This window comes from Actinomadura sp. NEAU-AAG7 (assembly GCF_018603865.1).
Taxonomy (GTDB): Bacteria; Actinomycetota; Actinomycetes; order Streptosporangiales; family Streptosporangiaceae; genus Spirillospora; species Spirillospora litoris.
In genome coordinates, this window is the sequence record NZ_JAHFZY010000001.1 from 1,946,859 (window position 1) to 1,971,108 (window position 24,250).

The following is a 24,250-nucleotide window of genomic DNA, read 5'->3' on the forward strand; positions in this document are numbered from 1 at the left end:
GTTTCCCGCATTGGTGACGCGTGCGTTCGAGCTCGCGCGGGCGGCGGGGTTCGCGCTCACCAGGGAGGACGCGGGAGCCAGTGCGTCGTCCGCCTGCCTGCCCGGCGTCGGCCGCTTTCTGGCGGTGCTGGCGGCCGGGTGCGTCGGCGGGCGTATCGCCGAACTCGGGACGGGCACGGGCGTCGGGGCCGCGTGGATCGCGGACGCCATGCCCGCCGACTGCACGCTCGTCACCGTGGAGGTCGAGGAGCGCTTCGCCGCCGTGGCCCGCGAACTGCTGTCCGGCGACGCGCGCGTCGAGGTCCTCACCGGCGAGGCCGCCGACGTCGTGCCCGCGCGCGGGCCGTTCGACCTCGTGTTCAGCGACGCCGGTGCCCACGGCGTCGACCCGGTGGGCCTGCTGCGGATCGGCGGGCGCGTCGTCATGGACGACCTGACGCCGAGGGCGGCGCTTCCGCCCGGCTCGCCGCTGCTCGCCGACGACCCCAAGCGCCGGGCGTTCTTCGGCGACCGGCGGCTCGTCTCGACCGAGGTCGTCCTCCCCGACCTGCGGAACTCGCTGCTGGTCGGGACCAGGGCGCGCTAGTCAGGCCGGGGCGCCGGCGCTCCGGGGCGCGGGCAGGGCGGGGCCCAGGCTCGACTGGACGTAGGTCATCGCCTCGGCGTACCTCGGGTCCTGCGCCCGTGCCGCGATCTCGTCGGGGGTCGGTTCGGCGAGGCGCTGCTGGATCCACCAGAGGTTGCCGAGCGGGTCGCGCACCCGGCCGACCTTGTCGCCCCAGAACAGCTCGGTCGGCTCGGTCACGACGGTGGCTCCGGCGCCCACCGCCCGCCGGACGACCGCGTCCGCGTCGTCCACGAAAAGGCGCAGCAGGCCCGGGGTCTCGATGGCGAACGGCGAGTCGAACATCATCACGATCGCGTCGCCGATGCGCGCTTCGGCGTGGCCGATGACGCCGTCGCCCACGTCGAGGCGGCTGAGTTCCTCCGCGCCGAACGCCTCGGTGATGAAGTCGATGAGCCCGGCGGTGTCCTTGGTGACGATCCACGGGGTGACGGTGGTGTAGCCGTCGGGGACCGGGGTGGGGCGCGGTGTCGTCATGGCGGCACTCCTTCGCGTGTGAGGCGGTCGGTCGACCTCACACTACCAGAACGGAATGCTCTATTCCATAACATCCTAGGAGGGCTCGTCGTTGTACTTCGCCTCACCCGGCGGGTAGCTGTGCGAGTAGATCCCGGGCGTGTAGACGTAGTAGCCGCCCTGTTCGCCGCCCCGGTGGTTGTCCTGGTCGTTGCGGCGGCTCGGGTTCACCTTCCTGGACGAGGCCTCGACGGTCAGGGCCAGCCAGCTCAGCAGGGCCACCGAGGCGAGCACCGGGATCAGCCACGCCCACGGCATCGCGCCGTGGGGAGCGGTGTTGGCCAGATCCGACGACCCGGCCAGGACGGTTGCGAGCATGCCGTCCACCTCCTCGTGGGTTACATGCCCGTTGCCAGGGACGATATGGGGGCAAACGCCGATCAATCGCGACGTCCCCCCGGCGGAGACCGTGCCGAGGGGACGTCGTGGCGATCGCTTGACCTCAGTTGAGCGCGGGCGAGGCGTCGGAGGTCTCGGGGGAGGGGGCGGCGCCGATCGTCCGGTTCCGTCCGGCGGCGGCGCCGGGGACGACCATGACCGTCGCGACCGCCAGGACGACCATCATTGGAACGGTCCATCCGGCGGTGGCGTCGTGCAGCGCGCCGACCGCGAGCGGGCCGAGCGCCGCGATCACATAGCCGGTGCCCTGCGCCATCCCGGACAGCTGCGCCGCGACCCGCGCGTCGTGGGCCCGCAGCCCGATGAACGAGAGCGCGGTGGCGAAGCCGAGGCCCTGCCCGAAGCCGAGGACGACCGTCCAGCCCCAGACCGAGCCGATCGGCGCCCAGGTGATGCCCGCGAACCCCACGAAGCTCAGCACGGCCGTCGCGATCACGAGCGGACGCTGGTCCCGGGACCGCCGTTCCAGGAGCGGGACCGACAGCGACCCGAGCGCCTGCACCGCCGCCGACAGCGCCAGCACGTAGCCGGCGGGCACCTCGCCCATGCCGCGGTCCTGGCAGATCGTCGGAAGCCAGCCGAGCACCACGTAGGCGAGCAGCGACTGGAGGCCCATGAAGAACGTGACCTGCCAGGCCAGGCCCGACCGCCACACCCGGGACGCGGCGCCGCGCGCCACCGGGGCGGCGGGGGCCGACCGCGCCGCGCGCGCCGATCTCAGCGCCCGCGGCAGCCAGATCGCGCCCGCGACCGCGGTCGGGACCACCAGCAGCCCGAGCGGCAGCCGCCAGGACGCGTCGAAGGCGTTCTCGACGGGCACCGCGAGCCCGGACGCCAGGCACGCGCCGACCGTGATCGCCACCGTGTAGACCGAGGTCACGACCGTGATCGAGGCGGGGTGGTCGCGCTTGATGATCGCCGGCATCGCGATGTTGCCGACGCTGATCGCGATTCCGGCGACCAGCGACCCGGCGAACAGCGCGAACGTCGCGTCCACCAGCCGCAGCAGCAGGCCCACGAGGAGCAGCCCCATCGCGGTGACCAGGAGCGTCTCGCTGCGCGGCGGGCGCCGCAGGAACGGGGCGAGCAGGCCGTAGGAGCCGAAGAAGACCAGCGGCAGGGTCGTGAGCGCCCCGGCCGCCGTCCCGGAGAGGTGGAAGGCGTCGCGGATCTCGGTCAGCAGCGGCCCGACCGCCGCCAGCGCCGGACGCAGGTTGACGGCGACGATGACGATCAGCACGAGCTGCCCGACCACCACGCCGCGTCCCGCGGCCGCGTGCTCGGGGCCGGTCTCGGGTCGGCCCGCCATCATCGCCCTTCCTCGGTGCCGTCCGGCCGGCGGGGCCCGGACGCCGCCGCGGACCCCTCCTCGCGGGGGACGAGGGTCTCCAGGACGGCCAGCGCCGGTTCCACCACCGCCGCGGCGGCCTCACCGGCGGCGACGGGGTCGCGGGCGATGATCGCGTCCAGGACGGCCCGGTGCCGCGCCGGGCCCGCCTCCGGCACCTCCTGGTCGAGGCGGAGCGCCCGCATCGACTCCTGGAGGCGGTCGATGAAGAACCGCATCGCCTCGATCAGGACGGGATTGCGCGTCGCCTCCGCCACGCCGAGGTGGAAGAGCGCGTCGGCGGCGCCGAACGCGTCGGCCTCGGTGGCCTCGTCGCGGGCGCGCAGGAGCTCTTCGAGCCGGACGAGGTCGGCGTCGGTGCGGCGCCGGGCGGCCAGCCGGGCGGCCTGCACGTCGTAGGCGAGCTGCATCTCGAAGACGTCCCGGAGGTTGGCCCGCGCGACGCGGCGCAGGAGGGGGCGCGGGTTCGCGCTGCTGCGCACGTAGGTGCCGTAGCCGCGCCGCACCTCCAGGACGCCGACGTGGGTCAGCGCCCGGATCGCCTCCCGGACCGCCGGCCGGCTCACCCCGAGCTGGGCTGCCAGGTCCACCTCGCCCGGGATGCGGCCGCCCACCGGCCAGGAGCCCTCGCTGACCTGGGCTTGGAGCTGGTCGAGGACGGCGTCGACGGTCGACCCGCCCGGAACTGGATGAAGAACCACAAGAGCCTCTCTCAGTAAGACGTCAGACATCTTACTTCCGCGAAGATCGCGGGAAAACGTGTCGGTGATCACGCGGACGGCGGACGGCGCCCGCCGGACCGAGGGGTGCGGGGGAGGTGAGTGCGCTCCGGTCCGGCGGGCGCCGTGTCGAGGGGGTCAGCGGCGGCGTAGCAGGGGGTGCCGGCGGCGTTTCCTGCGAGACGACGCGCGCCGCCGCTCCGGTTCCGCCTCACGCCGCGCCTGCTCGCGTTCGGCGGCGAGCGCGGCGGCGCGGGCCGCGGCGGCCTCGCGTTCGGGTTCGGTGGGGGCGGCGTCGCGGCGGGTCCGCTGGGCCGGGCTGCCCTCGATGATCCCGCCGGTCACCGCGCCCCGGTGCGGAAGTCCCGGGTCCTTGCCCCGGGGGCGTTTCCGCTCGCGTGCGGCGGTCAGCGTGAGCGTGAGCCAGACGGCCAGCGCGGCGAACACGATGATCGGCCCGAACACCCACAGGCGGGCGTCCCCCACCATGCCTGTGTCGGCGAGCATGCGGCGCCACCTCCTCGCCACCACGCTCTACCCGGCACACGGATCCCAACCCTCCGCGCCCCGCCGGGGCGGCGGCTCAGAAGCCGCGCGACTGCGAGATGGAGCCGGACGTCGTCAGCGTGAACGCGCGCATCGACTCGGCGAACTTCGACAGGTCCCACTCGGCGGGGCCCTCGTACCAGTACAGGTTGTCCGCGCCCTGCCGCCCCGCGTCCTTGACGGTCTCGGACCACTTCGCGACGACGTCGAACACGACCGCGTAGGGGAGGAAGCGCGAGTACAGCGCGATGCGCTGCCGGGACGCGTCGCCCTCGGGGAGGACGCCGCGCTCCAGGAAGGCGCGGAAGCCGATGGTGTGCGCGAGCACGGTGGCGCCGCGCGCGGTCTTGGCGGGCATGTACTGGCCGCCGTAGGCGAGCGCGGCCCCGGCGATGACCAGGGCGAGCCCGGCGAGGGCCCATTCGGTGGTGAGGGCGAGCGCGACGGTGCCGGCGACGCCGAGGACGGTCACGACGATCCCGGCGACCGTCCACCGGGACCGGACGGTGTCGGGCCGCCGCGCGAACCAGCCCTGCTTCACGACGTCGTCGTACATCGCGGAGCGCACCTGGGCCAGCCGCGTCGCGAACGTACCGCCGAGCTGCGACAGCTTCACCGAGTCGCGCCCGCTGCCGTCGGGCGCGGTGAGGAGGGCGTCGAGCAGGATCCGCTCGTAGGGGAGCAGGTCGACGACGGGGCGGTCGAGGCGGCGCAGCGTCCAGTCCAGGCGTCCGGTGGCGGCGCGGTCCTCCTCCTCGATCAGCAGGTAGCCGCGGACGGCGAGGTCCACGATCGTGGCGGTGACGTCGATGACGTCGGCCTGCTCGTCGATCAGCGTGCCGATCTGGCCGGGGCGGACGCCGTCCGGCGGCTCGAACTCCGCCCCCGACACCGGCGGCTGGTCGCCCTCGGCGGCCTTCTTGCCGACGACGCGGGCGTCGCGGCCGCGCAGCAGGTACAGCGCCGCGAGGCCGCCGCCGAGCAGGACGAGCAGGCCGAGCAGCGCGCCGCCGGTGACGGCGTTGACGGAGAACGCGGTCGCGACGTTGTGCCGGCGCTCGTAGAGGGCGGTGCCGCCGGTGGTCCCGGCGGGGAAGCCCGCGACGACCGTGAGGGACTCCCCGGACAGCATCCGCTGCTGGCTGAAGATCCCTTCGGTCCGCGTGTGGTTCGTGTAGAACTGCGTGCAGCCGATCGTGCTCCCGGGCGGGCCCGCGAAGCAGTTGACGTTGTTGATCGTCGCGCCGCCGGTGACGGTCGCGCGCGCCTCGTCCACGGGGACGCTCCAGCCGCCGACGGCGGGCCAGCGCAGCTCCTCGACCGAGTCCATGCGGGCGATCGCGCCGCGCAGCCCGTACTCCAGGACGACGGTCCGCTCGCCGGTGAGGGACGTCCCGCCGCCGACCTTGACGATGGTCCGGGTGCCGCTCTCGGACGTGTGGACCTTCGTCGGCCCGCCGTTGGGGCTGGAGGCGCGCAGGCCCTCGATCCTGTAGACGCGGTCCTCGGTGACGCTGTCGTGGTCGCGGGTGACGAACGTCCGCTTGAAGCCCCTGCTGCCCGCGAAGCGGTAGACGATCGTCTCCTTCACGCGGGTCAGGCCGCCCTTGCCCGCGGTGAGGACCACCTCGTCCTTGAGGACCCGCTCCGACGCGGCGGTCCCCGCGGCCGCGGGGGCGCTCGCGGTCAGCGGGACGAGGACGGCGGCCGTCAAGATCAGGACCGCCGGTCGCAGACGACACAACGCCGCATGAGCAGACATGGGCGCAAATAGTATCGGGAACGCGTGCGATGATTCTTCGCTATGGCAGGTCACCGCCCCCCGCCCCCGCCGGCGCCACCGTACGGTCCGCCTGCCTACCGCCCGCCGCGGTACCGGTACGTGCCCGCGCGCAGGCCGCCGCGCCGCAGCGCCGGCGGGACGGTCGCGGGCGTCGTGGGCGGGCTGACCTCGCTGGTCGTCCTGGCGATCCTCGCCTTCTCGGTCCTCGGCGGCGACGGCGGTATCGGGGGCATCGGCGGCATCGGCGCGCGGCCGGGTTCGGCCTCCGGCGGCGGCGCGCCGCGCTCGGCGGCCACCGCGAACAAGCTCTACACGACGGGCGCGCTGACCCCCGTCCGGTGCGCGCTGCCGCGCATCACTCCGGCCGCCGGGTCGATGCGCCGGTTCATGGACGTGCTGAGCGACTGCCTCGACACGTCCTGGACGCGCCAGTTCGCCAAGATCGACGCCCGGTTCGACCCGCCGAAGCGGGTGTTCTGGGAGCAGTCCGGCCGCAGCCCGTGCGGGACGTACCCGAGCCCCGGCGCGTCCGCGTTCTACTGCCCCGCCAACAACACGATGTACGTGGGGTTGCGGCACATCGTGGAGACCTCAGGCGGCGAGCCGCTGTCGCACTTCGCGGTGTTCGCCCGGGTGATCGCGCACGAGTACGGGCACCACGTCCAGGACCGCGCCGGAATCCTCCTCTACGGGCACGAGGAGATGGAGAAGGCCGACATCATGGCCCGCAACGAGGCCAGCCGCCGCATCGAGCTCCAGGCGCAGTGCTTCGCGGGCGCCTTCCTCGGCGCCGAGCGCGCGACGCTCCCGATGACGCGCGAGCAGTACGTCGCGATGGTCATGGACGTGCGCGGCCGCGGCGACGAGCGGCTGCCGCCCGAGGAGCGCGACCACGGCTCGGGCCGCAACTACGCCGGCTGGGTGGTCACCGGCTTCCAGGGCCGCCGCCTGGCCGTCTGCAACACCTGGACGGCCCGCCCCGAAAAGGTGAGCTGACGGGCGGGACCGACCACCTGGTCCGTCGTGGCGCACCGGCCGGAGCCCGAGGCGCCGTTCCGCGGCGCCGGGGCCGGGTCCTCAGCGCCTGGTCTCGTACCTGGCCAGGAGTACGCCGTCGGGGAACGTCCGGGTCTCCGCCAGGCTCAGGTTCACCCAGTTGTCCAGGGCCGTGAAGAACGGCGTGCCGCCGCCCAGCAGGACCGGATGGGTGACGACCAGGTACTCCTCGATCAGCCCGGCCCGCATGGCCGCCGCGGCGAGCGTGGCGCCCGCGATGTCCATGGGGCCGCCGTCCTCGGCCTTGAGCCGGGTGATCTCGGTGACCGCGTCGCCGGTGACCAGGCGGGTGTTCCAGTCGACCGCGCGGGTCGTCGAGGAGAACACCACCTTCGGCATGTCCCGCCAGCGGCGGGCGAACTCGATCTCCGCCGGTGCGGCGCCGGGCTCCCGGTCGGCGGTCGGCCAGTACGAGCTCATCGTCTCCCACAGCCTGCGCCCGTACAGCGCCAGTTCCGTCGCGGCCACCCGGTCGGACCACCACTGGAACAGCTCGTCGCTCGGTGCGCTCCAGCCGAGGTCGTCGCCGGGCGCGGCGATGTAGCCGTCCAAGCTCATGTTCATGCCGAAGGTCAGTTTCCGCATCGCGTGCGCCTCCTGTGATTCGGTACTCGGCGTACAGACCAGCACGGCGCGCGAAAATCATCGGGTCAGGAATCGATGGTCCTCCAGAAGGCGCACCGGTGTTCCGCGTCGCGGTCGGTCTGGCCGATCGTGGTGGTCGCGAGTGATTGCACCCCGTCGTCGCCCTGGAAGGGCATCCACCGGGGTCGTCCGCTGCTGTTGGGGTTTCCGGCGGCGGCGAACCGGGACCAGTAGCTGATCATGGTCGTGGCGAGCCGTTGCTGGGCGGGCGTCTGCGGGCCGGGGAGCTGCTCGTCGTCGAACAGGTACTGGAGTTCGGCACCGTGGAACGCGCCGGTGGGGAAGTTGGGCTTGCGCAGGCTCCTGAACCACGGCGCCGTGTCGTCCGCGAACTCGTAGGCGTAGACCGCGGTGTGCGCGGCGAGTGCGCGGTCCCGGTCCTGGGCGGGGCATCCCCAGGCCCAGTCGGTCACGACCGTGGACAGTGCCTCGCCCGCGGAGTGGAACCCGGCGACCGGATACCGGGCCAGGACCCGCCGCAGGTCGGCCGGGCGGAACAAGGCGGCGAGCTGCTCGCGATAGCTCTCCGGGGTGGTCTCCTGTTCGGTGGCGGCCTCGATCGCCGCGGTGAACAGGTGGTGCTCGTCCCGCGTGGTCCCCTGCATGACAGGGACGCGGTTGAAGCGGCCGGTCGCGAAGGCGCGCTCCGGGCTGAGCGGCAGGAAACCGCCACCGACGGTGGGACCCGACCCGACGCCGATGTCGGACCATTTGGTCAGTTCACCGGGGTCCACGTCGCGCAGGCAGGTCGCCGCCGTCGCCGGGTCGGCGCAGCCGAGCTCGGCCGCCACCTTGAGACCGTGCTTCCGACGGTCGGCGCGGGGCAGCGGGAACCAGGTCGCAGGCCCCGGCGACCACTTCGCACCGGTGCACTGCGCGCTCTGCACGATCGCCCGATGGAACAGCCCCGCCGATGACGGCGCGGCGAGCTGGGCGCAGACGCTGGTCCCGCCCGCGGACTCGCCGAAGATCGTGACGTTGCCGGGGTCGCCGCCGAACGCCGCGGCGTTGCGCCGCACCCAGCGCAGTGCGGCCTGCTGGTCTTCGAGACCGAAGTTCCCGGACAGGTTCCGGGCCTTGCCGTGGTCGAGTGCCGGGTGGGTCAGGAACCCGAAGATTCCGAGCCGGTAGTTCGGGCTGACCACGACCACGTCGCCTTCGGCGGCCAGCCGCTTCGCGCCGTACAGGCTGGCGGCGCCGCTGATGAACCCGTTGCCGTGGATCCACACCATCACCGGCAGTCTGCGTTTCCCGGTGTGGCGCGGCGTGGTGACGTTGAGGAACAGGCAGTCCTCGTCCGTGCTGGCCTCATCGACCAGCCCCTTGGCCTGGGCGCAGCGGTTGCCGGGCTCGGTGGCGTCCCGCACTCCCCGCCACGGCTCGGCCGGCTGCGGCGAGGCCCAGCGCAGGTCGCCCTCCGGTGGCGCGGCGTACGGAATCCCCTGGAACACCCTGGCGGTCGAATCGACCCTGCCGCGGACGGCGCCGGCGTCGGTCCGGACCACGGCGTCGCCGCGGTCCGGTGGCAGCGCGTCGGCCGCCCCTCCGCCGGCGACCGAGCCGGAGAGCAACGCCGCGGTCAGCAGCACCACCACACCGCCGAGCCGCCGGGTGCGCCGGCCCGGCGCGGGGTGTCGATACGGCGGTTCCATGTCGCGCTCCCTCTGCGATCATTATTCGTGTGTGGGTCACACAAACTTAGGTGTGGGGCATACACGAAGTCAAGGTAGAGTCGGCGTGACAGGGATCCCCGGTCGAGCGGAGGAGGCCGCCGGATGCCGATCGCGGAGGACCCCGGGCTGCCGCCGGGGCTGGCCTTGGCGTGGGGCCTCCCCGCCAAGACGACCAAGCTCGGGCGCAAGCCGTCGCAGAGCGTCGAGCGGATCGTCGCCGCGGCCCTCGAACTGGCCGACGCGGACGGATTCGAGGCCCTGTCGATGCCCAGGATCGCCCGGCGGCTCGGGCTGACCGCCAACGCGATCTACCGGTATGTGAGGTCCCGGGACGAGCTGCTGGTCCTGGTCGCCGAGGCCGCCTGGGGCACGGCGCCGGACCTGGCGTCCGGGACGGGGGACTGGCGCGACGCGGCGAGCGGGTGGACGCGGGCGATGATCGACCGGTGCGAGGTCCACCCCTGGCTGTGCGATCTCCCCGTCCGCGGGGCCCCGGTGACGCCGAACCTGCTGGACTGGACGGAGGCGATCCTGAAGGTGCTGACCGGCGCCGGGCTGACCCCCGCCGAGGCTCTGGGGTGCGCGTTCGTGCTGGACGGCTATGCGCGGCAGATCGGCGGCATGCGCCGCGACCTGCGGTACAGCACCGCGGCTCCGACGCGGTCGGACACCGTGGCCGCGTTCCTCCTGCCCCGGCTGCGCGAACGCGGCCACTCGGTCCTGGCGTCCATGATGGAGGGCGACGACTACACCGACGACGTCGTCGACGACGACGTGGCCTTCGGGCTCGGCCGGATCCTGGACGGGATCGGCGTGCTGGTCGCGGCGAAACGTGCCGCGGAGCCGGCTGCGCCGGGTCGATCACGCGAAGGGCCGTTGTGAGGGGTATCACCGGTGAGTGCTAGCTAGAGCGCTTGCAATTGCAAGCATGCTGGCGCATGGTGGAGCCATGGCAGGTTCCAAGGTCGGCTCCCTCGGGGAGTACATCCGCGAGCAGCGCACCCGGGCGAAGATCTCGCTGCGGCAGCTCGCGGATTCCTCCGGCATCTCCAACCCGTATCTGAGCCAGGTCGAGCGCGGGCTGCGCAAGCCGAGCGCCGAGATACTGCAACAGATCGCCAAGGGGCTGCGGATCTCCGCCGAGGCGCTGTACGTGCAGGCCGGAATCCTTGAGGACCGCGAGGCCGACACCGATGTGATGGCCGCCGTGCGGGCCGATGCCCTTCTGAGCGAGCGTCAGAAGCAGGTGCTCCTCGACATCTACGCCTCGTTCCTCAAGGAGAACGAGGCCGCGCTCAAGGAGGACGAGGCCGCGCTCGGCGACGAGCACACGACCCGCGCGCCATGACGAGCCGCCCCGCGCGGCACCCGAAGCAGACAGACGAGCGGAAAGGACGGGGTCAGATGACGCTGGCCAGCAGCCTCCGAGAGAACAAGGCGGTCCACACCGTGGCCGGCGCCGGCGATCTCGCGGTGGAGAAGCTTCGCGAGGTCCCGGAGCAGATGACGCGGGCGCGCGAGAACCTCGACCGCTACCAGGACCGCGCGCGCGAGGCCGCGACGCGCTACCAGGGCGACGTCCGCGGGACGGTCGGCCGGTACCGCGAGCAGGTCCGCGAGGCCGTGGGCCGCTACCGCGTCGAGGTCACCAAGGTGCAGGACCGGGTCGACACCAAGGAACTGCCCGGCGCGGCCATCGCCTACGTGACGCACGTCGGCACCCGGACGGTCGAGTTCATCGACGGGCTCGCCGAGCGCGGCAGGAAGGTCGTGCACGGCGAGGCCGCCGAGATCACCGATGGCGGGTCGTCGCGCGGCGCCTGATCATGGCGGGCGGCCCGGCCGGGAACACCCGGCCGGGCCCCGTCGTCTTTCCAGGTGGCCGCGGCATTCCACGCGCCTCGCGGCGCCTCCCCGTCCGAGGGTGGACAAGGCCCGTAGGGTTGGGACGGTGATCCCATGGGTGCGACGTGGAGTCGCCGTCCGAGACAGGCAGGAGCGCTGATCCCCGGTGGCGGACTTCAATGTGCTGGACTACTTCTTCTGGCTTCTCCTGATCATCGCGTTCGTGATGGAGGGGTGGGCGCTGCTGGACGCGCTGACCGTGCCGGAGGGCGCGTACGCGGCGGCCGGCAAGCTCAGCAAGAAGCTGTGGCTGATCATCTTGATCGTCGCGGCGGTGCTCGGCATCGCGCACGCGGTCGCGCCGCTCGCGCTCGGCATCAGGCCGGTGGGGCTGCTGCTCGGCATCCTGCCGGTGGCGGCGTTCATCGCGGCGGCGGTGTACCTGGCGGACGTCCGTCCGGCGGTCGCCCCGTACAAGAAGAAGAACGGCGGGCGCGGCGGCAACATGGGCCCCTACGGCCCCTGGTGACCACGAGGCGCACCACCCGGCTCGAACCGGACGACCAGGACCCGCGCGAACGGGAGGCCGCCGTCCCGGCGCCCGCGCGTCGGGATCTCCGACCGGCCGCGAGCCCGGCGCGCGGCTTCACAGCGGGCGCAGGTCCTCGATCGTGACGCCGTGCCGCTCGGCCAGCCGCCGGGCGATCAGCGAGCGGTGGCACGCCTCGGGGTCGCGCTCGACGCAGAACAGCGCGGCCCTCCCGCCGTCCGGCCGCGCCGACAGGACCGGCCCGAGGTCGGCGGCGTCGAGGATCTCGGCGGTGTAGCGGCGGGTGTAGTCGGCCGCCAGCGCGCGGCGCGAGCGCCTGCCGACCCCGCGGCGGTCGTCCTCGGCGTACTGGAGCCGGCGCAGCTCGGTGGTCGGGGCGAGTTCGGGGCGGTGCTCGTAGGCGATCCGGGCCTGGGCGAGGGCGGCCTGGAGCCGGCGCGAGTTCGCCCAGGCGTACTCGGGGCCGCGGACGCCGCGGCGCTGGCGGACGTCGAGCAGCAGGCGGACGTCCGCCTCCCGCAGCCGCCGCAGGAAGGACTCGCCGTCGAAGCCGTAGACGCCGATCGTCACCATCGTGCGCATCGCCTCACCCCCGGTTCGGTGGCCGGTGTCTTTGCTGGTCATGCGACCAGCCTCGCAACGAAACACGACATCCTGTGTCGTGTATCCCGATCGGGTTCACGGGCGGACGAGGGTCTCCACCGAGGCTAGGCCGTTCTCCACGACGCGGGTCGCCCGGTCGAGCGCCGTCCGCATGGAGGCCGGGTCGTGGCCGTGGCGCCGGCAGTGGACGATGACCGCCCGCATCCCGCCGACCGCGACGCCCGCCGAGGCGACCGCGTCGATCTCGTCCATGCCGGGGCACAGCTCGCGCAGCAGGTTCTCGACGGCCTCCTGGGCGGCGGTCAGGCGTCGCAGCGCGCGCGCCTGCAACCCGGGGTGCTCCAGGACGAGCCCTGTCCGGACCGATCCGTATTCGCCGTGCTCGCCGACGATCGCCTCCAGGACGTCCACGACGCCGCGCCGGATCGTCTCCAGGGGCGATTCGCCCGGCGTCCCGCGCAGGCGCTCGGCGACCTCCGCGAGCCGGTCGTCGACCTCGGCGAATACCACGTCCTCCTTGCTCGGGAAGTAGCCGAAGAACGTGCGCGGGGACACCTCGGCCGCGGCGGCGATGTCGGCGATCGTGGTCTCCTCGTAGCCGCGCTCGGCGAACAGGCGGAGCGCGGCGGCGGCGATGGCGCGGCGGGTGCGCTGCTTCTTCAGCTCCCTGAGCCCCTGCTCGGGGCCGGTTCCGGGCTCGCGTCGCGGGGCCGGCCGCTCGTCCATGCGGCGAAGATTACCATGAGTGCAAAGTTGCAATCACTGCATACTTGCTACAGTCAGATGATCGATATATAAAGATCGCATGAGCAAGATGATGCAGGAACCGACGTTCCTGATCCTGACCGCGCTCGCGGACGCCGCCCAGCACGGCTACGGGATCATCGCCGACGTCGAGCGGATCTCCGCGGGCCGCACCAGGCTCCGCGCCGGCACCCTCTACGCCGCCCTCGACCGGCTCCGGTCCGAAGGGCTGGTCGCCCCCGACCGGGAAGAGGTCGTGGACGGCCGGCTGCGCCGCTACTACCGGCTCACCGACGAGGGCGCCGCCGCGCTCGCCGCCGAGGTCGAGGCCCTGCGCCGCCGCACGGAGGTCGCCGCCCGCCGCCTCGCCGCCCTCCCGCGCCTGCGCGGCGGCGGCGCCCCCGCGTTCGACGGGGGGCCGCGTTGAGCGCCCTGGAGAGCCGCTACCGGCGCCTGCTCGCCTGCTATCCGGCCGATCACCGCGCGGAGCACGGGGAGGAGATGCTGGACGTCCTGCTGTCCGCCGCGAGGCCCGGTCAGCGGCGTCCCTCCGCCGCCGACGCCGCCGACCTGCTCTACGGCGCCCTCCGGATCCGCCTGCGCCATCTGGCCGCGGGCGAGGGCGGGTCGCCGTGGCCGGGGGCGTTCTCCATCACCGGGTTCCTGGCGGTGTGCCTGCTGCTGGCCGACGGGCTCCGGTTCGCGGTCAACGTGCCCTACTGGGTCACCGTCCTTCCGGAGCCGCCGGACACGGGCGGCTCCCTGCCCCGGACGGTCGCCCTCCACTTCGGCACGGCTCCCTACTGGCTCGCCTGGGTCGTCATCGCACTGCTCCTCTGGCGTGGACGGCGGCGCGCGGCCACGATCGGCGCCTGCGCGGTCACCGCCGCGCAGATCGCGTTCGCCCTGTACGGGGCGTCCGCCTACGACCGTCCGTGGGCGTGGCTCGGGACGTCGCTGGCGGGCCCCCCGCTGGCGCTCGCCGTGCTGGCCACCGCCTCGCTCCTCCTCTCCCCGGGGCCCGCGCATGGAGCGCGCCTCCTGGGACGCCGCCACGTCCTCGGCGCGGGCGCCGTCGCCGCCGCCCTCGTCGCGTTCTCCACGACCCCGCTGTTCAGCCTCCTGCTCCGAGGCGACCTCGACTTCGAGGAGATGGTCTCCATGGACGTCGACCGCCTGATCACCTACTCGTGGACCTGGGACCTGCTCCAGAACTCCGTCGTGCTGCTCGCCGCCGTCCTGGTCACGGCGGGGCTGGCGCGCACCGCCCAGGGGCGCCGGGCCTGGGCGCTCCTCGCGGTCGCCGTGGCGCCGCTGCTCGTCCGCGTGGACCTCGTTCCGGATCGGCTGTTCGGCGAGTCCGAGGCGGTCTTCCGGCTGGTGGCGGAGGGGGCGATCGGCTTCGCCCTGGCGATGCTGTGCGTCCGGGGCGTGGAGCTTCCCTCCAGGGCGCGAGCACGGCGACACGGGAGGCCCCCGGCCTGATCGCGGCTTGACAGGTGGGGCGCGTGGTGCACAAGATATATGCATATGCAGATAGTGTAAGTGCACACAAATGAGGTCTGATGCGCATTTTCCTGACCGGCGCGACCGGCTACATCGGGGGCTCCATCGGCGTCCGGCTCGTCGCCGGGGGGCACACGGTCACCGGGCTGGCCCGCTCGGCGGCAGGGGCGGACGCGCTCCGCCGGATCGGGATCGAGCCGGTCGCGGGGACGCTCGACGACGGCGACGTGCTCGCGCGCGCCGCGTCCGAGGCCGACGCGGTGGTCAACGCGGCCGACAGCGACCACGCCGGGGCGGTCGAGGCGTTCGTCGAGGCGCTCCAGGGCTCCGGCAAGCCGCTGCTGCACACCAGCGGGTCCAGCATCGTCGGGGACGACGCGCGGGGCGAGGCGTCCGACCGGGTCTGGACCGAGGAGGAGGTGCTGGCCCCCGGCTGGCGGCCGTCGCCGGACAAGGCCGCCCGGGTGGCCATCGACCGCCGGGTGCTGGGCGCCGCCGACCACGGCGTGCGGTCGGTGGTGCTGTGCAACACGCTGATCTACGGGCACGGACGCGGGGTCGCGCGGGACAGCGTCCAGATCCCGCTGCTCGTGCGGCAGGCCGAGAGCACCGGTGTCGCCCGGCACATCGGTCCCGGGGCCAACATCTGGTCGACCGTCCATGTCGATGACGTCGTGGAGCTCTATGTGCGGGCGCTGGAGGGAGCCCCCGCCGGTTCGTTCTACTTCGTCGAGAGCGGCGAGGCGTCCTTCAAGGCGATCACGGACGCCATCGCGGGCGCTCTCGGCCAGGAGCCCGCCCGGCCCTGGGACATCGACTCCGCTATCGCCGCCTGGGGCTACGAACCGGCCGTCTACGCGCTCGGCTCCAACAGCCGCGTCCGCGACGCCGCCGCCCGCGCCGATCTGGACTGGCGGCCCGAGCACGCGTCCGTCACCGACTGGATCCGGCGCGAGCTCGTCCGCGGCGCCTGAAAGGCTTACGCGCCGGGCCCGTCCCCCCGGCTCTCCCGCGGGGTGGAGACGGAGACGGGCCCGGCGGCCCAACCGCCGGCGTGTTGAACGCCCGGTATTCGCCGGGCGGGGCCGCTCGGATCAGGGTTCGCGCGGGCTTGGCCGGATGCGGCCTAGTACATGAGCGGTTCCGCGCCGTCCAGGGCGACCGGCTTCAGGGCCGGGCCGTCCTCGTGGTGGCGCAGGTGGCAGGTCAGGCACGGCGGCGCGCCCCGGTGCCCGACCGCGCGCCGCCGCAGCCAGCCGAGCAGCTGGGCGAACTGGTCCCGATCGTCGGGGTGAAGGACCTGGCGCGAGGTCAGCGCCCAGTTCGCGTCCCGCGGCCCCTCGCGGCGGACGAGTCCGGAGAACAGCGCCCCGCCGATCCGGGGGTCGGCCGCGCCGCGTCCCGCCAGCAGGGGGAGGTGCTCCACCGTCCAGAGCGCCTCGGGGAGGGGCTCGCCCTCGTCGTCGGCCGTGACGACGGGAAGGCCGTCGGTGACGATGGCGAACCGGTCCGGCTCCGGGCCGAGTCCGAGGTGCCAGCGCAGTTCGGCCAGCTCCGCTTCGGGGAGGTCCGCGGGAAGCTCCGCGACGAGCAGCATTTCGTACAGGTCCGCCATGCCGGGCCATGGTAGGCGGGGGAGCGGTGTGCCGGGGCTTGGCTGCCGACCGTGGTCCCGGCACACCGCCGGCTCAGGGGGAGCGGGGCTGCCGCTGGAACAGCACGTACAGCCACGTCATGGACGGGACGAGGATCAGCGCGCCCACGCCCAGCGCGATGAAGACGGCGCGCAGGACGGCGTCCTGCGCGGCGGCGCCGTCCAGGTCCAGGCCGGACATCTCGGCCGCGCCCCACAGCACGGTCACGACGGCCAGCCCGCCCGTCACGCGGACGGACAGGTACGCGCGGCGCAGCAGCAGGACGAGCGACACCGTCCCCGCGAGGGCCGACAGCCAGATCATCGGGGACCGGACGCCCAGCGCGGCGGCGCCGGGCAGGGCGAACAGGCCGACGGCGGCGCCGGAGAGCAGGGCGTAGCCGCGGAAGCGCAGCGAGGCGTCGTTGTCGCCGAGGCGCCGGGCGTCCCAGATCAGGTAGACGGCGGCGAGGTAGGCGCACAGGGCGGTGGTGAGGACGCCGCCGTACAGCCCGGTGGGGCTCAGCCAGGACGAGCCGCCCGTGGCGACGACCGCCGCGACCGAGCCCAGGCAGTACGGGGTCAGGACGGAGGAGACGCCGAACAGCCACGGGTACCAGCGCTGGTCGGGGTCGGCCTTGCTGAACACGAACGTGCTGCCCCGGGCGACGATGCCGAGCGCGGCGAGCGACAGCGGCACCCAGTGCGCGGACATGACGTCCGCGAAGACGGGCGGGAACGCGGTCCAGGTCATGACCATCACGAAGATCAGCCAGACGTGGTTGGCCTCCCAGAGCGGGCCCATGGCGTGCTCGATGACGTCCTTGTCGGCGCGGCGGCGGGACACCAGGTGCCAGAGCCCGGCGCCGAAGTCCGCGCCGCCGAACAGCAGGTAGGCGGAGAGCCCGGCGAGGATGAGGGCGATCGCGGCGTCGGTCACGGTGCGGGCTCCAGTTCCGGTTCGTCGGACGGGGCGGCGACGGGGGGCGTGTGGCGCATGCGGCGCAGGACGCTGATCGTCGCGGCGGTGAGGACGGCGTAGACCACGAGGACGATGTAGAGCCCGTAGCGCAGGCCCGGGTTGGGGTTGATCGCCTCCTCGGTGCGCATCACGCCGTAGACGATCCAGGGCTGCCGCCCGACCTCCGTGGTCGTCCATCCGGCCTCCATGGCGACGGCGGCCAGCACGCCCGCCGTCGCGGCGACGCGCAGGAACCAGGGGCGCCAGGGCAGGCCGGGCGAGTGGCGGCGGCGCCACCAGGCGAAACCCCACCAGGTCGCGAGGGCCAGCAGCAGGACGCCGATCGTGATCATGATCTCGAAGGAGGTCTGGACGACCTCGGCGGGCGGGCGGTCGTCCACCGGGATCGAGTCCATGCCGCGCAGGGTCGCGTGCGCGTCGAACCTCAACATCAGCGAGAGGGCGTTCGGGACCTCGAAGACCGCGAACCGGAACGGCTGCCCGGCCTGGGTGTGCTCGACGCCCTCCATGGCGGCGAACTTGGCGCGCTGGTTGTCGGCGACGAACCGGACCGCCCAGTCGCCCACGATCACCTGGAGCGGGGCGCAGACCGCGCCGAGCGAGAACGGGATGGCGAACCCGATCCGGTTGTAGCGGTCGTCGCGTCCGGCCTTGCGGTCGCGCAGGAGGCCGACCGCGTAGACCGAGGCGACGATGAACCCGCAGACCATGAGCGAGGCCAGGATCAGGTGCACGGCCTGGACGGGCGTCGCCGGGTTGAACATCGCGGCGAGCGGGTCCACGTCGGTGACCTCGCCGTCGACGAGCTTGAACCCGCGCGGCTGGTTCATCCAGGAGTTCACGGTGAGGACGAACGCCGCCGACAGCAGCCCGGCGATCACGACGGGGACGCCGGTGAGGAAGTGGGCGCGCGGGGACAGCCGGTCCCAGCCGTAGAGGTAGACGCCCATGAAGATCGCCTCGATGAAGAAGGCGATGCCCTCCAGCGCGAACGAGGTGCCGAAGACCTGCCCGTACTTGTCCATGAAGCCGGGCCAGAGGGTGCCCATCTCGAACGACAGGACCGTCCCTGACACCGCGCCGACCGCGAACAGCACGCCCGCCGCCTTCATCCAGCGGCGCGCGAGTTCGGCGTAGACGGCGTCGCCCGTGCGCAGCGAGCGCCACTCGGCGAGCAGGGTGATCGCGGGGAGTCCGATCCCGATGGAGGCCAGCACGATGTGGAAGCCCAGTGTGAAGGCCATCTGCTGGCGGGCGGCCATGTAGTCGGCCGGGGACGCGGCACCCGCGTGGGGGGCGACCGCGTCGGTGAGGAGCGCGACGGTGCTCATACGACCAAACGTAGTACTACGAGCTGTAGTACTAAAGCTGGTAGTACTACCTGCCGTGGTGACATGCCTCTCAATCGGTTACCCTGGCTTGCGTGAAGGGTCTCGGAGAGCTTGAACGCACGGTCATGGAGGTTCTGTGGGCGCGGGAGGACGCCGGTGTCCAGGCGGCCACGGCCCGCGATGTGAGCCGTGCGCTCGCCGGTGACCGGGACCTCGCGCACACCACGGTCATGACCGTGCTCGACCGGCTCGCCAAGAAGGGCTTCCTGGAACGGGAGCGCGACGGCCGGGCCTGGCGCTATCAACCCGTCGCCAGCCGCGAGGGGTATGTGACCGAGCTGATGCTCGGCGCGCTGAACGAGACCGGCGACCGCGACGCGGCGCTGGCCCACTTCGTCCGCTCGGTGTCGAGCGACGAGATCGACGTCATCCGCGAGGCCCTCGCCGGGCTCACAGGCAAGGAACATCCGGTATGACCGGCACCGCCCTGCTCGCACTGATCTCGCTCGGGACCGTCGGCGGGGCGCACCTGCTGTCCGGGGCCCGCTGGACGTGGCGGACGCCGCGCACCGGGATCGCCCTCTGGCAGGCCCTCGGGCTGTGCTGGGGGGTCGCCACGATCGGCGCGCTCCTCGGAGTCGCGCTGCTGCCCTACGGCCGGGGGGTCGCGGGCAGCGTGCCCGGACTGCTCGACGACCAGGCCGCCCGGCTGGACGCGCCGCACATGGCCGCCCTGCTCGCGGCCGTCAGCCTCACCGGCGTGCTGCTGGCGATGCTGATGTACGCGGTGGTGCGGGTCGTGCGCGCGCGGCGGCGGCACCGGGCGCTGCTGGCGCTGGTCTCGCGGTCGGACTCCACCGTCCCGGGGACGCTCGTCCTGGACCACCCCGGCGCCGCCGCGTACTGCGTGCCGGGGGTGCGGTCGTCCAAGGTCGTGGTGAGCGCCGGGACGATGGAGCTGCTCGACGAGGCGGAGCTGGCCGCCGTGCTCGCGCACGAGCGCGCGCACGCGCGGGAGCGGCACGATCTGGTGCTGCTGCCCTTCGCCTCGCTGCGCCAGGTGTTCCCGCAGTTCCGGCTGGTCGGGCGATGTCTGGACGCCGTGGAGCTGCTGATCGAGATGGCCGCCGACGACCGGGCCCGGTCGGGGCGGCCGCCGCGCGAGTTGGCCACCGCGCTGCTGCGGTTCGCGGCGGCGCGCCCGGCGGCGGCGCCGTCGGGGACGCTGGGCGTCGCGTCCGCCGACGACATCCCGGTGATGGCGCGGGTCAGGCGGCTGCTGGAGCCGCAGCCGCTGCCGAGGCGGACCCGCTTCGCCGCCACCGTCGCCGTGCCCGTCGTCGCGGGCCTCCCGCTGCTGCTGATCATCCTGCCGCACTGAGGCCCGCCCATCCGGGATCAGCAGCCGGGTTCAGTCGGCGAGGGCCGTGCCGTAGAGGCGGTTCACGTGCAGGCGGATGACGAGACGCCGGTCCTCGACCATCTGCTCCAGGAAGAGGCGTTCGTCGTCCGGGTCGTCGAAGCCCGGTGTCATGGCCAGGAGTTCCCGCCCGGCCGCGTCGCCGGGCTCCGCTGATACCTCCGACAGCTCGGCCGTGCCCTCGGCGACCGCGAACGCCAGGTGGTCCGGGGTGGAGGCGTGCAGCGCGGCCCGGGGGTCCTTGCGGAGCTGCCGCACCTTGACGCGGTCGGCCGTCGTCGAGATCCGGACGACGCGCTCGGCAGGGTCCCACGTGTAGACGACGGTCGACAGGTGCGGGTGGCCGTTCGCGCGGTTCGTGGCGAGCACGGCGAACGTCTGCTCGCCGAGCACGCGGGCGAGGTCGTCCGCGCTGACGGGCTTCGGGCCTGGTCCCTGTCCGGGGCCGTATTCGGTCATGATCCTTCTCTTTCAGATGGTGACGGACGTCGGGGTCTCGCTCTCCCGCGGCGCCGGCGCCGGCCGCCGCCGCAGGGCGAACAGGGTGAGGGCGAGCGCGACCACGAGGAGGCCGGCGGAGACGGCGAAGGCCAGGTGGTAGCCGGAGGTGAGGGCGGCGGGCTCGGGACGCCCGTCCGCGCGCAGGCGCTCGGTGCGGGCGGCGGCGAGCGTCGTCAGGACCGCGACGCCGAACGCCATCCCGACCTGCTGGACGGTGGTGAGCATCCCCGAGGCGAGCCCCGCGTCCTGCGGCCCGGCGCTGGACATCCCGAGCCCGGTCAGCGCCGGGATCACCAGCCCCGCGCCCGCGACCAGCACGAACACCGGCAGCAGATCGGTGACGTAGTCGGCGTCCACCGGGACGGCCGTCAGCCAGATCATCGCGGCGGCCAGCAGTGCCAGCCCGGCGACGAGGACCGCGCGCTCGCCGAACCGTCCGACCAGCCGGGGCGAGGCCAGCAGCGACACCGCGCCGATGGCGACGGCCGCCGGGAGCATCGCGAGGCCGGTGTCGAGCGCGCCGTAGCCGAGCACCTTCTGCATGTAGAGCGCGACGACGACCTGGAAGGAGAACATCGCCGACAAGGTCAGCAACTGGACGGCGTAGGCGACCGACACCGTGCGCGAGCGCAGGAAGCGCGGCGGCATCAGCGGGTTCGCGGCGGTGGCCTGGCGGGCGGCGAACCCGGCGAGCAGAACGAGCGACACCGCGCCGAGGCCGAGCGTGTGGGCCGACAGCCATCCGTACCGCTCGACCTTGACGACCGTGTAGATGCCGAGCATGAGGCCGGAGGTGACGAGCAGCGCGCCCGCCGCGTCCGCCCCGGCGGACAGGCCCGCGCCGCGGTCGCGGGGCAGCGCCGGGAGCGCCAGCAGGACCGTCGCGACGCCGATCGGCAGGTTGATGAGGAAGATCCAGTGCCAGCTCAGCGCGTCGGTCAGCACGCCGCCGAGGACCTGGCCGATGGAGGCGCCCGCCGCGCCGGTGAAGCTGAAGATCCCGATGGCGCGGGTCCGCTCGCGGGGGTCGGTGAACAGCGTCACGAGGATGCCGAGCACGACGGCCGAGGCGAGCGCGCTGCCGACGCCCTGGAGGAACCGGGCGGCGACCAGCAGGCCGGGGCCGTTCGCCGCGCCCGCGAGCACGGAGGCGGCGGTGAACAGCGTGTTGCCCGCGAGGAACAGCGTCCGGCGGCCGAGGAGGTCGCCGAGCCGCCCGGCGAGCAGGAGCAGGCCGCCGAGCGGGATCAGGTAGGCGTTGACGACCCAGCTCAGCCCGCCGGGGGAGAAGCCGAGGTCGCGCTGGATGGCGGGCATCGCGACGGTCACGATGCTGCCGTCCAGGATCGTCATGAGCATGGTCGCGGACAGCACGCCGAGCGCCGCCCAGCGCGAGCGCAGGAAGGAGGGGGAGGCCGCGGTCTGCCCGCGGTCGGTGGACCCGTGTCTGGAGGACATGGGAGAGACCGTAGCAGATAGTTCTGTAACAGACGATCCTTGACGGTCTTATTTTGTTGTAGATCTCTGGTCGGCCTACTTCGCGCGCTGGCGGGCGCGCCGCACCGGCTGCGGGTTCTCGACCGGCGTGCTCAGGTGGCCCTCGGCCAGGACGCGCAGCGCCCGCATGAAGGCGGCGCGGTCGGCGTCCGGCAGCGCGTCGAGGGTGGCGCCGTGGACGCGGTCGACGACCTTCTGGCCCCGGGCGGCGGCGCGCTCGCCCTCCTCGGTGACCGCGATGATGCGGGCCCGCCGGTCGGTGGAGGACGGTCGGCGCTCGGCGAGCCCGGCCTTCTCCAGCGCGTCCACCGTCACGACCATCGTGGTCTTGTCCATGTCGCCGATCTCGGCGAGCTGGATCTGGGTGCGCTCCTCCTCCAGCGCGTGCACGAGGACGCAGTGCATGCGCGGCGTCAGCCCGACCTCGGCCAGCGCGGCGGTCATCTGCGTCTTCAGCACGTGCGTGGTGTGGTCGAGAAAGAACGACAGGTCCGGTTCGGTGTTCGCGGGGGCGAGGGCTGTCATACCGCCAGGATACCCATTTGGTTCCGTTCCAGATTATCTATGAGCAGCTCCATTTGATGGGCTATGGTTGACGGCGTGAACCGCACCACGTGTCTGGGCTGGTGGCCGTCCTAGGACGGCCGACACCCACGCACGCCCCGGGCCGTCCGCTGGACGGCCCTCTCTCTTCTCCGCGACACGGCGGGCCGGCCGGGCGGACGCCCCCCGACAGGAGGAGAGAACCCCCATGCAGACCACCGGCACCGCCCCGGAGCAGCCCGCCGACGCCGAGTCACGGCGCCTGGAGCTGGAGGAACGCGTCGCCGCCGACCCCGCGGCGTTCCGGATCATGACCGGCGACCGGCCGACCGGCGCGCTGCACCTCGGGCACTACTTCGGGACGCTCGCCAACCGCGTCCGGCTCCAGCGGGCGGGCGTCGAGCTGTTCGTCCTCGTCGCCGACTACCAGGTGCTCACCGACCGGGACATCGTCGAGAACCTCGCCGGGCACGTCGAGGGGCTGGTCGCCGACTACCTGGCCGCCGGCGTCGACCCGTCCACCGCGACGATCTTCCGGCACAGCGCCGCGCCCGCGCTGAACCAGCTCATGCTGCCGTTCCTGTCGCTGGTGTCGATCTCCGAGCTGAGCCGCAACCCGACGGTGAAGGACGAGATCGCCGGCTCCCGCCAGGCGGCGGTCAGCGGGCTGATGTTCACCTACCCCGTCCACCAGGCCGCCGACATCCTGTTCTGCAAGGCCAACCTCGTGCCGGTGGGCCGCGACCAGCTCCCGCACCAGGAGATCACCCGGACGATCGCGCGCCGCTTCAACGAGCGGTACGCGCCGGTGTTCCCGGTGCCCGACGCCCTGCTGTCGGAGACGCCGCTGCTGCTCGGCACGGACGGGCGGAAGATGAGCAAGAGCCGCGGCAACGCGATCGCGCTGTCGGCCACCGAGGACGAGACGGCCAGGCTGATCAGGCGCGCGGTGACCGACGAGGAGCGGCACATCGCCTACGACCCGGGCGCCCGTCCCGAGGTGTCGAACCTCGTGCTGCTCGCCGCGCTGTGCCAGGGGCGCGACCCGCACGAGGTCGCGGAGGAGATCGGCTCCGGCGGCGCCGCCGCGCTCAAGCGGACGGCGACCGAGGCGGTGAACGAGTTCCTGCGCCCGCTGCGCGCCCGCCGCGCCGAGCTGGCCGCCGACCGGGCGTACCTGCGCGACGTCCTGGCCGAGGGCGACGCCCGCGCGAACGCGCTCGCCGAGCGCACGTTGACCGAGGTCAGGGCCGCCATGGCGACCTGAGGGCGCGCACCGGGCTCAGCGGGTGGGAACCCCGGACCGATTCCTCGCGGCGGGGCGGCCCCCCGCACCCCCCGGGGCGGCCGGGGCGGCGAGCGCGCCCAGCGACCGCGCCAGGTCGCCCCGCTCGCGCGCGGGGAGGGAGGCGGCGAGCTGGTCGTCCACCGAGCGGGCGGCGGCGGCGCACTCCTCCAGCAGCCGCCGCCCCTCGCCGGTGAGCGTGAGCACCTGCCGCCGCCGGTCCGCCGGGTCGCGGACGCGCTCGATCGCGCCGAGCCCGACCAGGTGGTCGGCCAGCGACACCACGAGGCTCGGCACGACGCCCATCGTCGTCGCGACCTCCAGCTGGGACGCGGCGAGGCCGCGGCTGACCACCGCCAGCAGCCCGGCGTGCTTGGGCTTCAGGCGCAGGGGCGCGAGCGCGTCGGCGAACCGGTCGGTCGCGATCGCGCCCAGGACGACGAGCTGGAACGTCAGCGTCCCGGGGAGCGGCTCGGGGAGCGACTCGGCATCGGTCATGG

29 protein-coding genes are annotated in these 24,250 nt (G+C 73.3%); 12 read left to right on the plus strand and 17 right to left on the minus strand.

Going from position 1 to position 24,250, the window contains the following annotated elements:
• The first annotated feature begins 13 nt into the window (after positions 1 to 13).
• On the plus strand, positions 14 to 586 hold the full coding sequence (locus tag KLI87_RS08875) for a methyltransferase domain-containing protein (protein WP_214616487.1): 573 nt from the start codon (positions 14 to 16) through the stop codon (positions 584 to 586).
• Here KLI87_RS08875 and KLI87_RS08880 read toward each other — a convergent pair whose 3' ends face one another.
• From KLI87_RS08880 to KLI87_RS08905, 6 genes are all read right to left on the minus strand, one after another.
• Positions 587 to 1,102, minus strand: coding sequence for a VOC family protein (locus tag KLI87_RS08880; protein WP_214616488.1), 516 nt, complete (start codon positions 1,100 to 1,102; stop codon positions 587 to 589).
• Positions 1,103 to 1,177: 75 nt separating this feature from the next.
• Positions 1,178 to 1,459: a hypothetical protein gene (locus KLI87_RS08885; RefSeq protein WP_156221428.1), complete on the minus strand. Its 282-nt coding sequence runs from the start codon at positions 1,457 to 1,459 to the stop codon at positions 1,178 to 1,180.
• Positions 1,460 to 1,583: 124 nt separating this feature from the next.
• Entirely contained in the window at positions 1,584 to 2,852 is a 1,269-nt protein-coding gene (locus tag KLI87_RS08890) for an MFS transporter (protein ID WP_250903504.1), read from the minus strand.
• Positions 2,849 to 3,589 carry a FadR/GntR family transcriptional regulator gene (locus KLI87_RS08895; protein WP_214616489.1) on the minus strand — a complete coding sequence of 247 codons (741 nt, stop codon included), beginning with the start codon at positions 3,587 to 3,589 and terminating at the stop codon, positions 2,849 to 2,851. The genes KLI87_RS08890 and KLI87_RS08895 overlap by 4 nt, the downstream gene beginning before the upstream one ends.
• 156 nt (positions 3,590 to 3,745) lie before the next feature.
• On the minus strand, positions 3,746 to 4,114 hold the full coding sequence (locus KLI87_RS08900; protein WP_214616490.1) for a hypothetical protein: 369 nt from the start codon (positions 4,112 to 4,114) through the stop codon (positions 3,746 to 3,748).
• Positions 4,115 to 4,190: 76 nt separating this feature from the next.
• Positions 4,191 to 5,915 carry a DUF2207 domain-containing protein gene (locus KLI87_RS08905; RefSeq protein ID WP_214616491.1) on the minus strand — a complete coding sequence of 575 codons (1,725 nt, stop codon included), beginning with the start codon at positions 5,913 to 5,915 and terminating at the stop codon, positions 4,191 to 4,193.
• Between the two features lie 120 nt (positions 5,916 to 6,035).
• On the opposite strand from KLI87_RS08905, the gene KLI87_RS39875 reads away from it, so the two are divergent.
• On the plus strand, positions 6,036 to 6,932 hold the full coding sequence (locus KLI87_RS39875; RefSeq protein WP_308165908.1) for a neutral zinc metallopeptidase: 897 nt from the start codon (positions 6,036 to 6,038) through the stop codon (positions 6,930 to 6,932).
• Between the two features lie 81 nt (positions 6,933 to 7,013).
• On the opposite strand, the gene KLI87_RS08915 is transcribed toward KLI87_RS39875, so the two are convergent.
• Positions 7,014 to 7,577: a dihydrofolate reductase family protein gene (locus tag KLI87_RS08915; RefSeq protein ID WP_156221438.1), complete on the minus strand. Its 564-nt coding sequence runs from the start codon at positions 7,575 to 7,577 to the stop codon at positions 7,014 to 7,016.
• Between the two features lie 65 nt (positions 7,578 to 7,642).
• The gene (locus KLI87_RS08920; RefSeq protein WP_214616493.1) at positions 7,643 to 9,289 is read right to left on the minus strand and encodes a carboxylesterase/lipase family protein; all 1,647 of its coding nucleotides are present in this window, start codon (positions 9,287 to 9,289) and stop codon (positions 7,643 to 7,645) included.
• Positions 9,290 to 9,412: 123 nt separating this feature from the next.
• On the opposite strand from KLI87_RS08920, the gene KLI87_RS08925 reads away from it, so the two are divergent.
• From KLI87_RS08925 to KLI87_RS08940, 4 genes are all read left to right on the plus strand, one after another.
• The gene (locus KLI87_RS08925; RefSeq protein ID WP_214616494.1) at positions 9,413 to 10,192 is read left to right on the plus strand and encodes a TetR/AcrR family transcriptional regulator; all 780 of its coding nucleotides are present in this window, start codon (positions 9,413 to 9,415) and stop codon (positions 10,190 to 10,192) included.
• 67 nt (positions 10,193 to 10,259) lie between these two features.
• A complete protein-coding gene (locus KLI87_RS08930) occupies positions 10,260 to 10,658 on the plus strand; it encodes a helix-turn-helix domain-containing protein (RefSeq protein ID WP_156221456.1) in 399 nt (132 codons plus the stop codon).
• Positions 10,659 to 10,714: 56 nt separating this feature from the next.
• The gene (locus tag KLI87_RS08935; protein ID WP_156221458.1) at positions 10,715 to 11,134 is read left to right on the plus strand and encodes a hypothetical protein; all 420 of its coding nucleotides are present in this window, start codon (positions 10,715 to 10,717) and stop codon (positions 11,132 to 11,134) included.
• Between the two features lie 187 nt (positions 11,135 to 11,321).
• A complete protein-coding gene (locus KLI87_RS08940; RefSeq protein ID WP_242891293.1) occupies positions 11,322 to 11,684 on the plus strand; it encodes a DUF2516 family protein in 363 nt (120 codons plus the stop codon).
• Between the two features lie 117 nt (positions 11,685 to 11,801).
• Here the strand turns inward: KLI87_RS08940 and KLI87_RS08945 are convergent, their stop codons facing one another.
• Positions 11,802 to 12,329, minus strand: a complete 528-nt coding sequence (locus KLI87_RS08945; protein WP_214616495.1) for a DUF488 domain-containing protein — start codon at positions 12,327 to 12,329, stop codon at positions 11,802 to 11,804.
• A gap of 54 nt (positions 12,330 to 12,383) precedes the next feature.
• Entirely contained in the window at positions 12,384 to 13,034 is a 651-nt protein-coding gene (locus KLI87_RS08950) for a TetR family transcriptional regulator (protein WP_214616496.1), read from the minus strand.
• Between the two features lie 79 nt (positions 13,035 to 13,113).
• Between KLI87_RS08950 and KLI87_RS08955 the strand changes: the two genes are divergently transcribed.
• The 3 genes from KLI87_RS08955 to KLI87_RS08965 all read left to right on the plus strand — a co-directional run bounded on the left by KLI87_RS08955 (position 13,114) and on the right by KLI87_RS08965 (position 15,532).
• Positions 13,114 to 13,479 (plus strand): PadR family transcriptional regulator, encoded by a 366-nt coding sequence (locus tag KLI87_RS08955; protein ID WP_156221462.1) that lies wholly within the window; start codon positions 13,114 to 13,116, stop codon positions 13,477 to 13,479.
• On the plus strand, positions 13,476 to 14,537 hold the full coding sequence (locus KLI87_RS08960) for a hypothetical protein (RefSeq protein ID WP_214616497.1): 1,062 nt from the start codon (positions 13,476 to 13,478) through the stop codon (positions 14,535 to 14,537). The genes KLI87_RS08955 and KLI87_RS08960 overlap by 4 nt, the downstream gene beginning before the upstream one ends.
• Positions 14,538 to 14,617: 80 nt before the next feature.
• Positions 14,618 to 15,532, plus strand: coding sequence for an NAD-dependent epimerase/dehydratase family protein (locus KLI87_RS08965; protein ID WP_214616498.1), 915 nt, complete (start codon positions 14,618 to 14,620; stop codon positions 15,530 to 15,532).
• Between the two features lie 152 nt (positions 15,533 to 15,684).
• Here the strand turns inward: KLI87_RS08965 and KLI87_RS08970 are convergent, their stop codons facing one another.
• From KLI87_RS08970 to KLI87_RS08980, 3 genes are all read right to left on the minus strand, one after another.
• On the minus strand, positions 15,685 to 16,173 hold the full coding sequence (locus tag KLI87_RS08970) for a hypothetical protein (RefSeq protein WP_214616499.1): 489 nt from the start codon (positions 16,171 to 16,173) through the stop codon (positions 15,685 to 15,687).
• A gap of 73 nt (positions 16,174 to 16,246) precedes the next feature.
• Positions 16,247 to 17,131 carry a cytochrome d ubiquinol oxidase subunit II gene (locus KLI87_RS08975; RefSeq protein ID WP_214616500.1) on the minus strand — a complete coding sequence of 295 codons (885 nt, stop codon included), beginning with the start codon at positions 17,129 to 17,131 and terminating at the stop codon, positions 16,247 to 16,249.
• On the minus strand, positions 17,128 to 18,504 hold the full coding sequence (locus KLI87_RS08980; RefSeq protein ID WP_250903506.1) for a cytochrome ubiquinol oxidase subunit I: 1,377 nt from the start codon (positions 18,502 to 18,504) through the stop codon (positions 17,128 to 17,130). Before KLI87_RS08980 ends, KLI87_RS08975 begins: the two co-directional genes overlap by 4 nt.
• Before the next feature lie 92 nt (positions 18,505 to 18,596).
• Between KLI87_RS08980 and KLI87_RS08985 the strand changes: the two genes are divergently transcribed.
• Both KLI87_RS08985 and KLI87_RS08990 read left to right on the plus strand, forming a co-directional pair.
• Complete coding sequence (locus KLI87_RS08985; protein ID WP_308165909.1) at positions 18,597 to 18,980, plus strand: BlaI/MecI/CopY family transcriptional regulator; 384 nt, start codon at positions 18,597 to 18,599, stop codon at positions 18,978 to 18,980.
• Positions 18,977 to 19,885, plus strand: coding sequence for a M56 family metallopeptidase (locus KLI87_RS08990; protein WP_214616501.1), 909 nt, complete (start codon positions 18,977 to 18,979; stop codon positions 19,883 to 19,885). Before KLI87_RS08985 ends, KLI87_RS08990 begins: the two co-directional genes overlap by 4 nt.
• Positions 19,886 to 19,915: 30 nt before the next feature.
• On the opposite strand, the gene KLI87_RS08995 is transcribed toward KLI87_RS08990, so the two are convergent.
• From KLI87_RS08995 to KLI87_RS09005, 3 genes are all read right to left on the minus strand, one after another.
• Positions 19,916 to 20,383: a TIGR03618 family F420-dependent PPOX class oxidoreductase gene (locus KLI87_RS08995; protein ID WP_214616502.1), complete on the minus strand. Its 468-nt coding sequence runs from the start codon at positions 20,381 to 20,383 to the stop codon at positions 19,916 to 19,918.
• Between the two features lie 12 nt (positions 20,384 to 20,395).
• Positions 20,396 to 21,883: an MFS transporter gene (locus KLI87_RS09000; RefSeq protein WP_214616503.1), complete on the minus strand. Its 1,488-nt coding sequence runs from the start codon at positions 21,881 to 21,883 to the stop codon at positions 20,396 to 20,398.
• A 75-nt stretch (positions 21,884 to 21,958) separates the two neighbouring features.
• The gene (locus KLI87_RS09005) at positions 21,959 to 22,447 is read right to left on the minus strand and encodes a MarR family winged helix-turn-helix transcriptional regulator (RefSeq protein WP_156221476.1); all 489 of its coding nucleotides are present in this window, start codon (positions 22,445 to 22,447) and stop codon (positions 21,959 to 21,961) included.
• 226 nt (positions 22,448 to 22,673) lie between these two features.
• Here KLI87_RS09005 and trpS point away from each other — a divergent pair, with 226 nt between their 5' ends.
• A complete protein-coding gene (gene trpS, locus KLI87_RS09010) occupies positions 22,674 to 23,732 on the plus strand; it encodes a tryptophan--tRNA ligase (RefSeq protein ID WP_214616504.1) in 1,059 nt (352 codons plus the stop codon).
• Positions 23,733 to 23,747: 15 nt separating this feature from the next.
• Here the strand turns inward: trpS and KLI87_RS09015 are convergent, their stop codons facing one another.
• Positions 23,748 to 24,248 carry a MarR family winged helix-turn-helix transcriptional regulator gene (locus tag KLI87_RS09015; RefSeq protein ID WP_214616505.1) on the minus strand — a complete coding sequence of 167 codons (501 nt, stop codon included), beginning with the start codon at positions 24,246 to 24,248 and terminating at the stop codon, positions 23,748 to 23,750.
• Between the last annotated feature and the right edge of the window lie 2 nt (positions 24,249 to 24,250).

Coding starts and splice junctions, on each gene's coding strand:
- KLI87_RS08880 (WP_214616488.1), bottom strand. CDS start 1,102: ATGACGACACCGCGCCCCACCCCGGTCCCCGACGGCTACACCACCGTC.
- KLI87_RS08885 (WP_156221428.1), bottom strand. CDS start 1,459: ATGCTCGCAACCGTCCTGGCCGGGTCGTCGGATCTGGCCAACACCGCT.
- KLI87_RS08890 (WP_250903504.1), bottom strand. CDS start 2,852: ATGATGGCGGGCCGACCCGAGACCGGCCCCGAGCACGCGGCCGCGGGA.
- KLI87_RS08900 (WP_214616490.1), bottom strand. CDS start 4,114: ATGCTCGCCGACACAGGCATGGTGGGGGACGCCCGCCTGTGGGTGTTC.
- KLI87_RS08905 (WP_214616491.1), bottom strand. CDS start 5,915: ATGTCTGCTCATGCGGCGTTGTGTCGTCTGCGACCGGCGGTCCTGATC.
- KLI87_RS08915 (WP_156221438.1), bottom strand. CDS start 7,577: ATGCGGAAACTGACCTTCGGCATGAACATGAGCTTGGACGGCTACATC.
- KLI87_RS08920 (WP_214616493.1), bottom strand. CDS start 9,289: ATGGAACCGCCGTATCGACACCCCGCGCCGGGCCGGCGCACCCGGCGG.
- KLI87_RS08925 (WP_214616494.1), top strand. CDS start 9,413: ATGCCGATCGCGGAGGACCCCGGGCTGCCGCCGGGGCTGGCCTTGGCG.
- KLI87_RS08930 (WP_156221456.1), top strand. CDS start 10,260: ATGGCAGGTTCCAAGGTCGGCTCCCTCGGGGAGTACATCCGCGAGCAG.
- KLI87_RS08935 (WP_156221458.1), top strand. CDS start 10,715: ATGACGCTGGCCAGCAGCCTCCGAGAGAACAAGGCGGTCCACACCGTG.
- KLI87_RS08945 (WP_214616495.1), bottom strand. CDS start 12,329: ATGACCAGCAAAGACACCGGCCACCGAACCGGGGGTGAGGCGATGCGC.
- KLI87_RS08950 (WP_214616496.1), bottom strand. CDS start 13,034: ATGGACGAGCGGCCGGCCCCGCGACGCGAGCCCGGAACCGGCCCCGAG.
- KLI87_RS08955 (WP_156221462.1), top strand. CDS start 13,114: ATGAGCAAGATGATGCAGGAACCGACGTTCCTGATCCTGACCGCGCTC.
- KLI87_RS08965 (WP_214616498.1), top strand. CDS start 14,618: ATGCGCATTTTCCTGACCGGCGCGACCGGCTACATCGGGGGCTCCATC.
- KLI87_RS08970 (WP_214616499.1), bottom strand. CDS start 16,173: ATGGCGGACCTGTACGAAATGCTGCTCGTCGCGGAGCTTCCCGCGGAC.
- KLI87_RS08980 (WP_250903506.1), bottom strand. CDS start 18,504: ATGAGCACCGTCGCGCTCCTCACCGACGCGGTCGCCCCCCACGCGGGT.
- KLI87_RS08990 (WP_214616501.1), top strand. CDS start 18,977: ATGACCGGCACCGCCCTGCTCGCACTGATCTCGCTCGGGACCGTCGGC.
- KLI87_RS08995 (WP_214616502.1), bottom strand. CDS start 20,383: ATGACCGAATACGGCCCCGGACAGGGACCAGGCCCGAAGCCCGTCAGC.
- KLI87_RS09000 (WP_214616503.1), bottom strand. CDS start 21,883: ATGTCCTCCAGACACGGGTCCACCGACCGCGGGCAGACCGCGGCCTCC.
- KLI87_RS09005 (WP_156221476.1), bottom strand. CDS start 22,447: ATGACAGCCCTCGCCCCCGCGAACACCGAACCGGACCTGTCGTTCTTT.
- trpS (WP_214616504.1), top strand. CDS start 22,674: ATGCAGACCACCGGCACCGCCCCGGAGCAGCCCGCCGACGCCGAGTCA.
- KLI87_RS09015 (WP_214616505.1), bottom strand. CDS start 24,248: ATGACCGATGCCGAGTCGCTCCCCGAGCCGCTCCCCGGGACGCTGACG.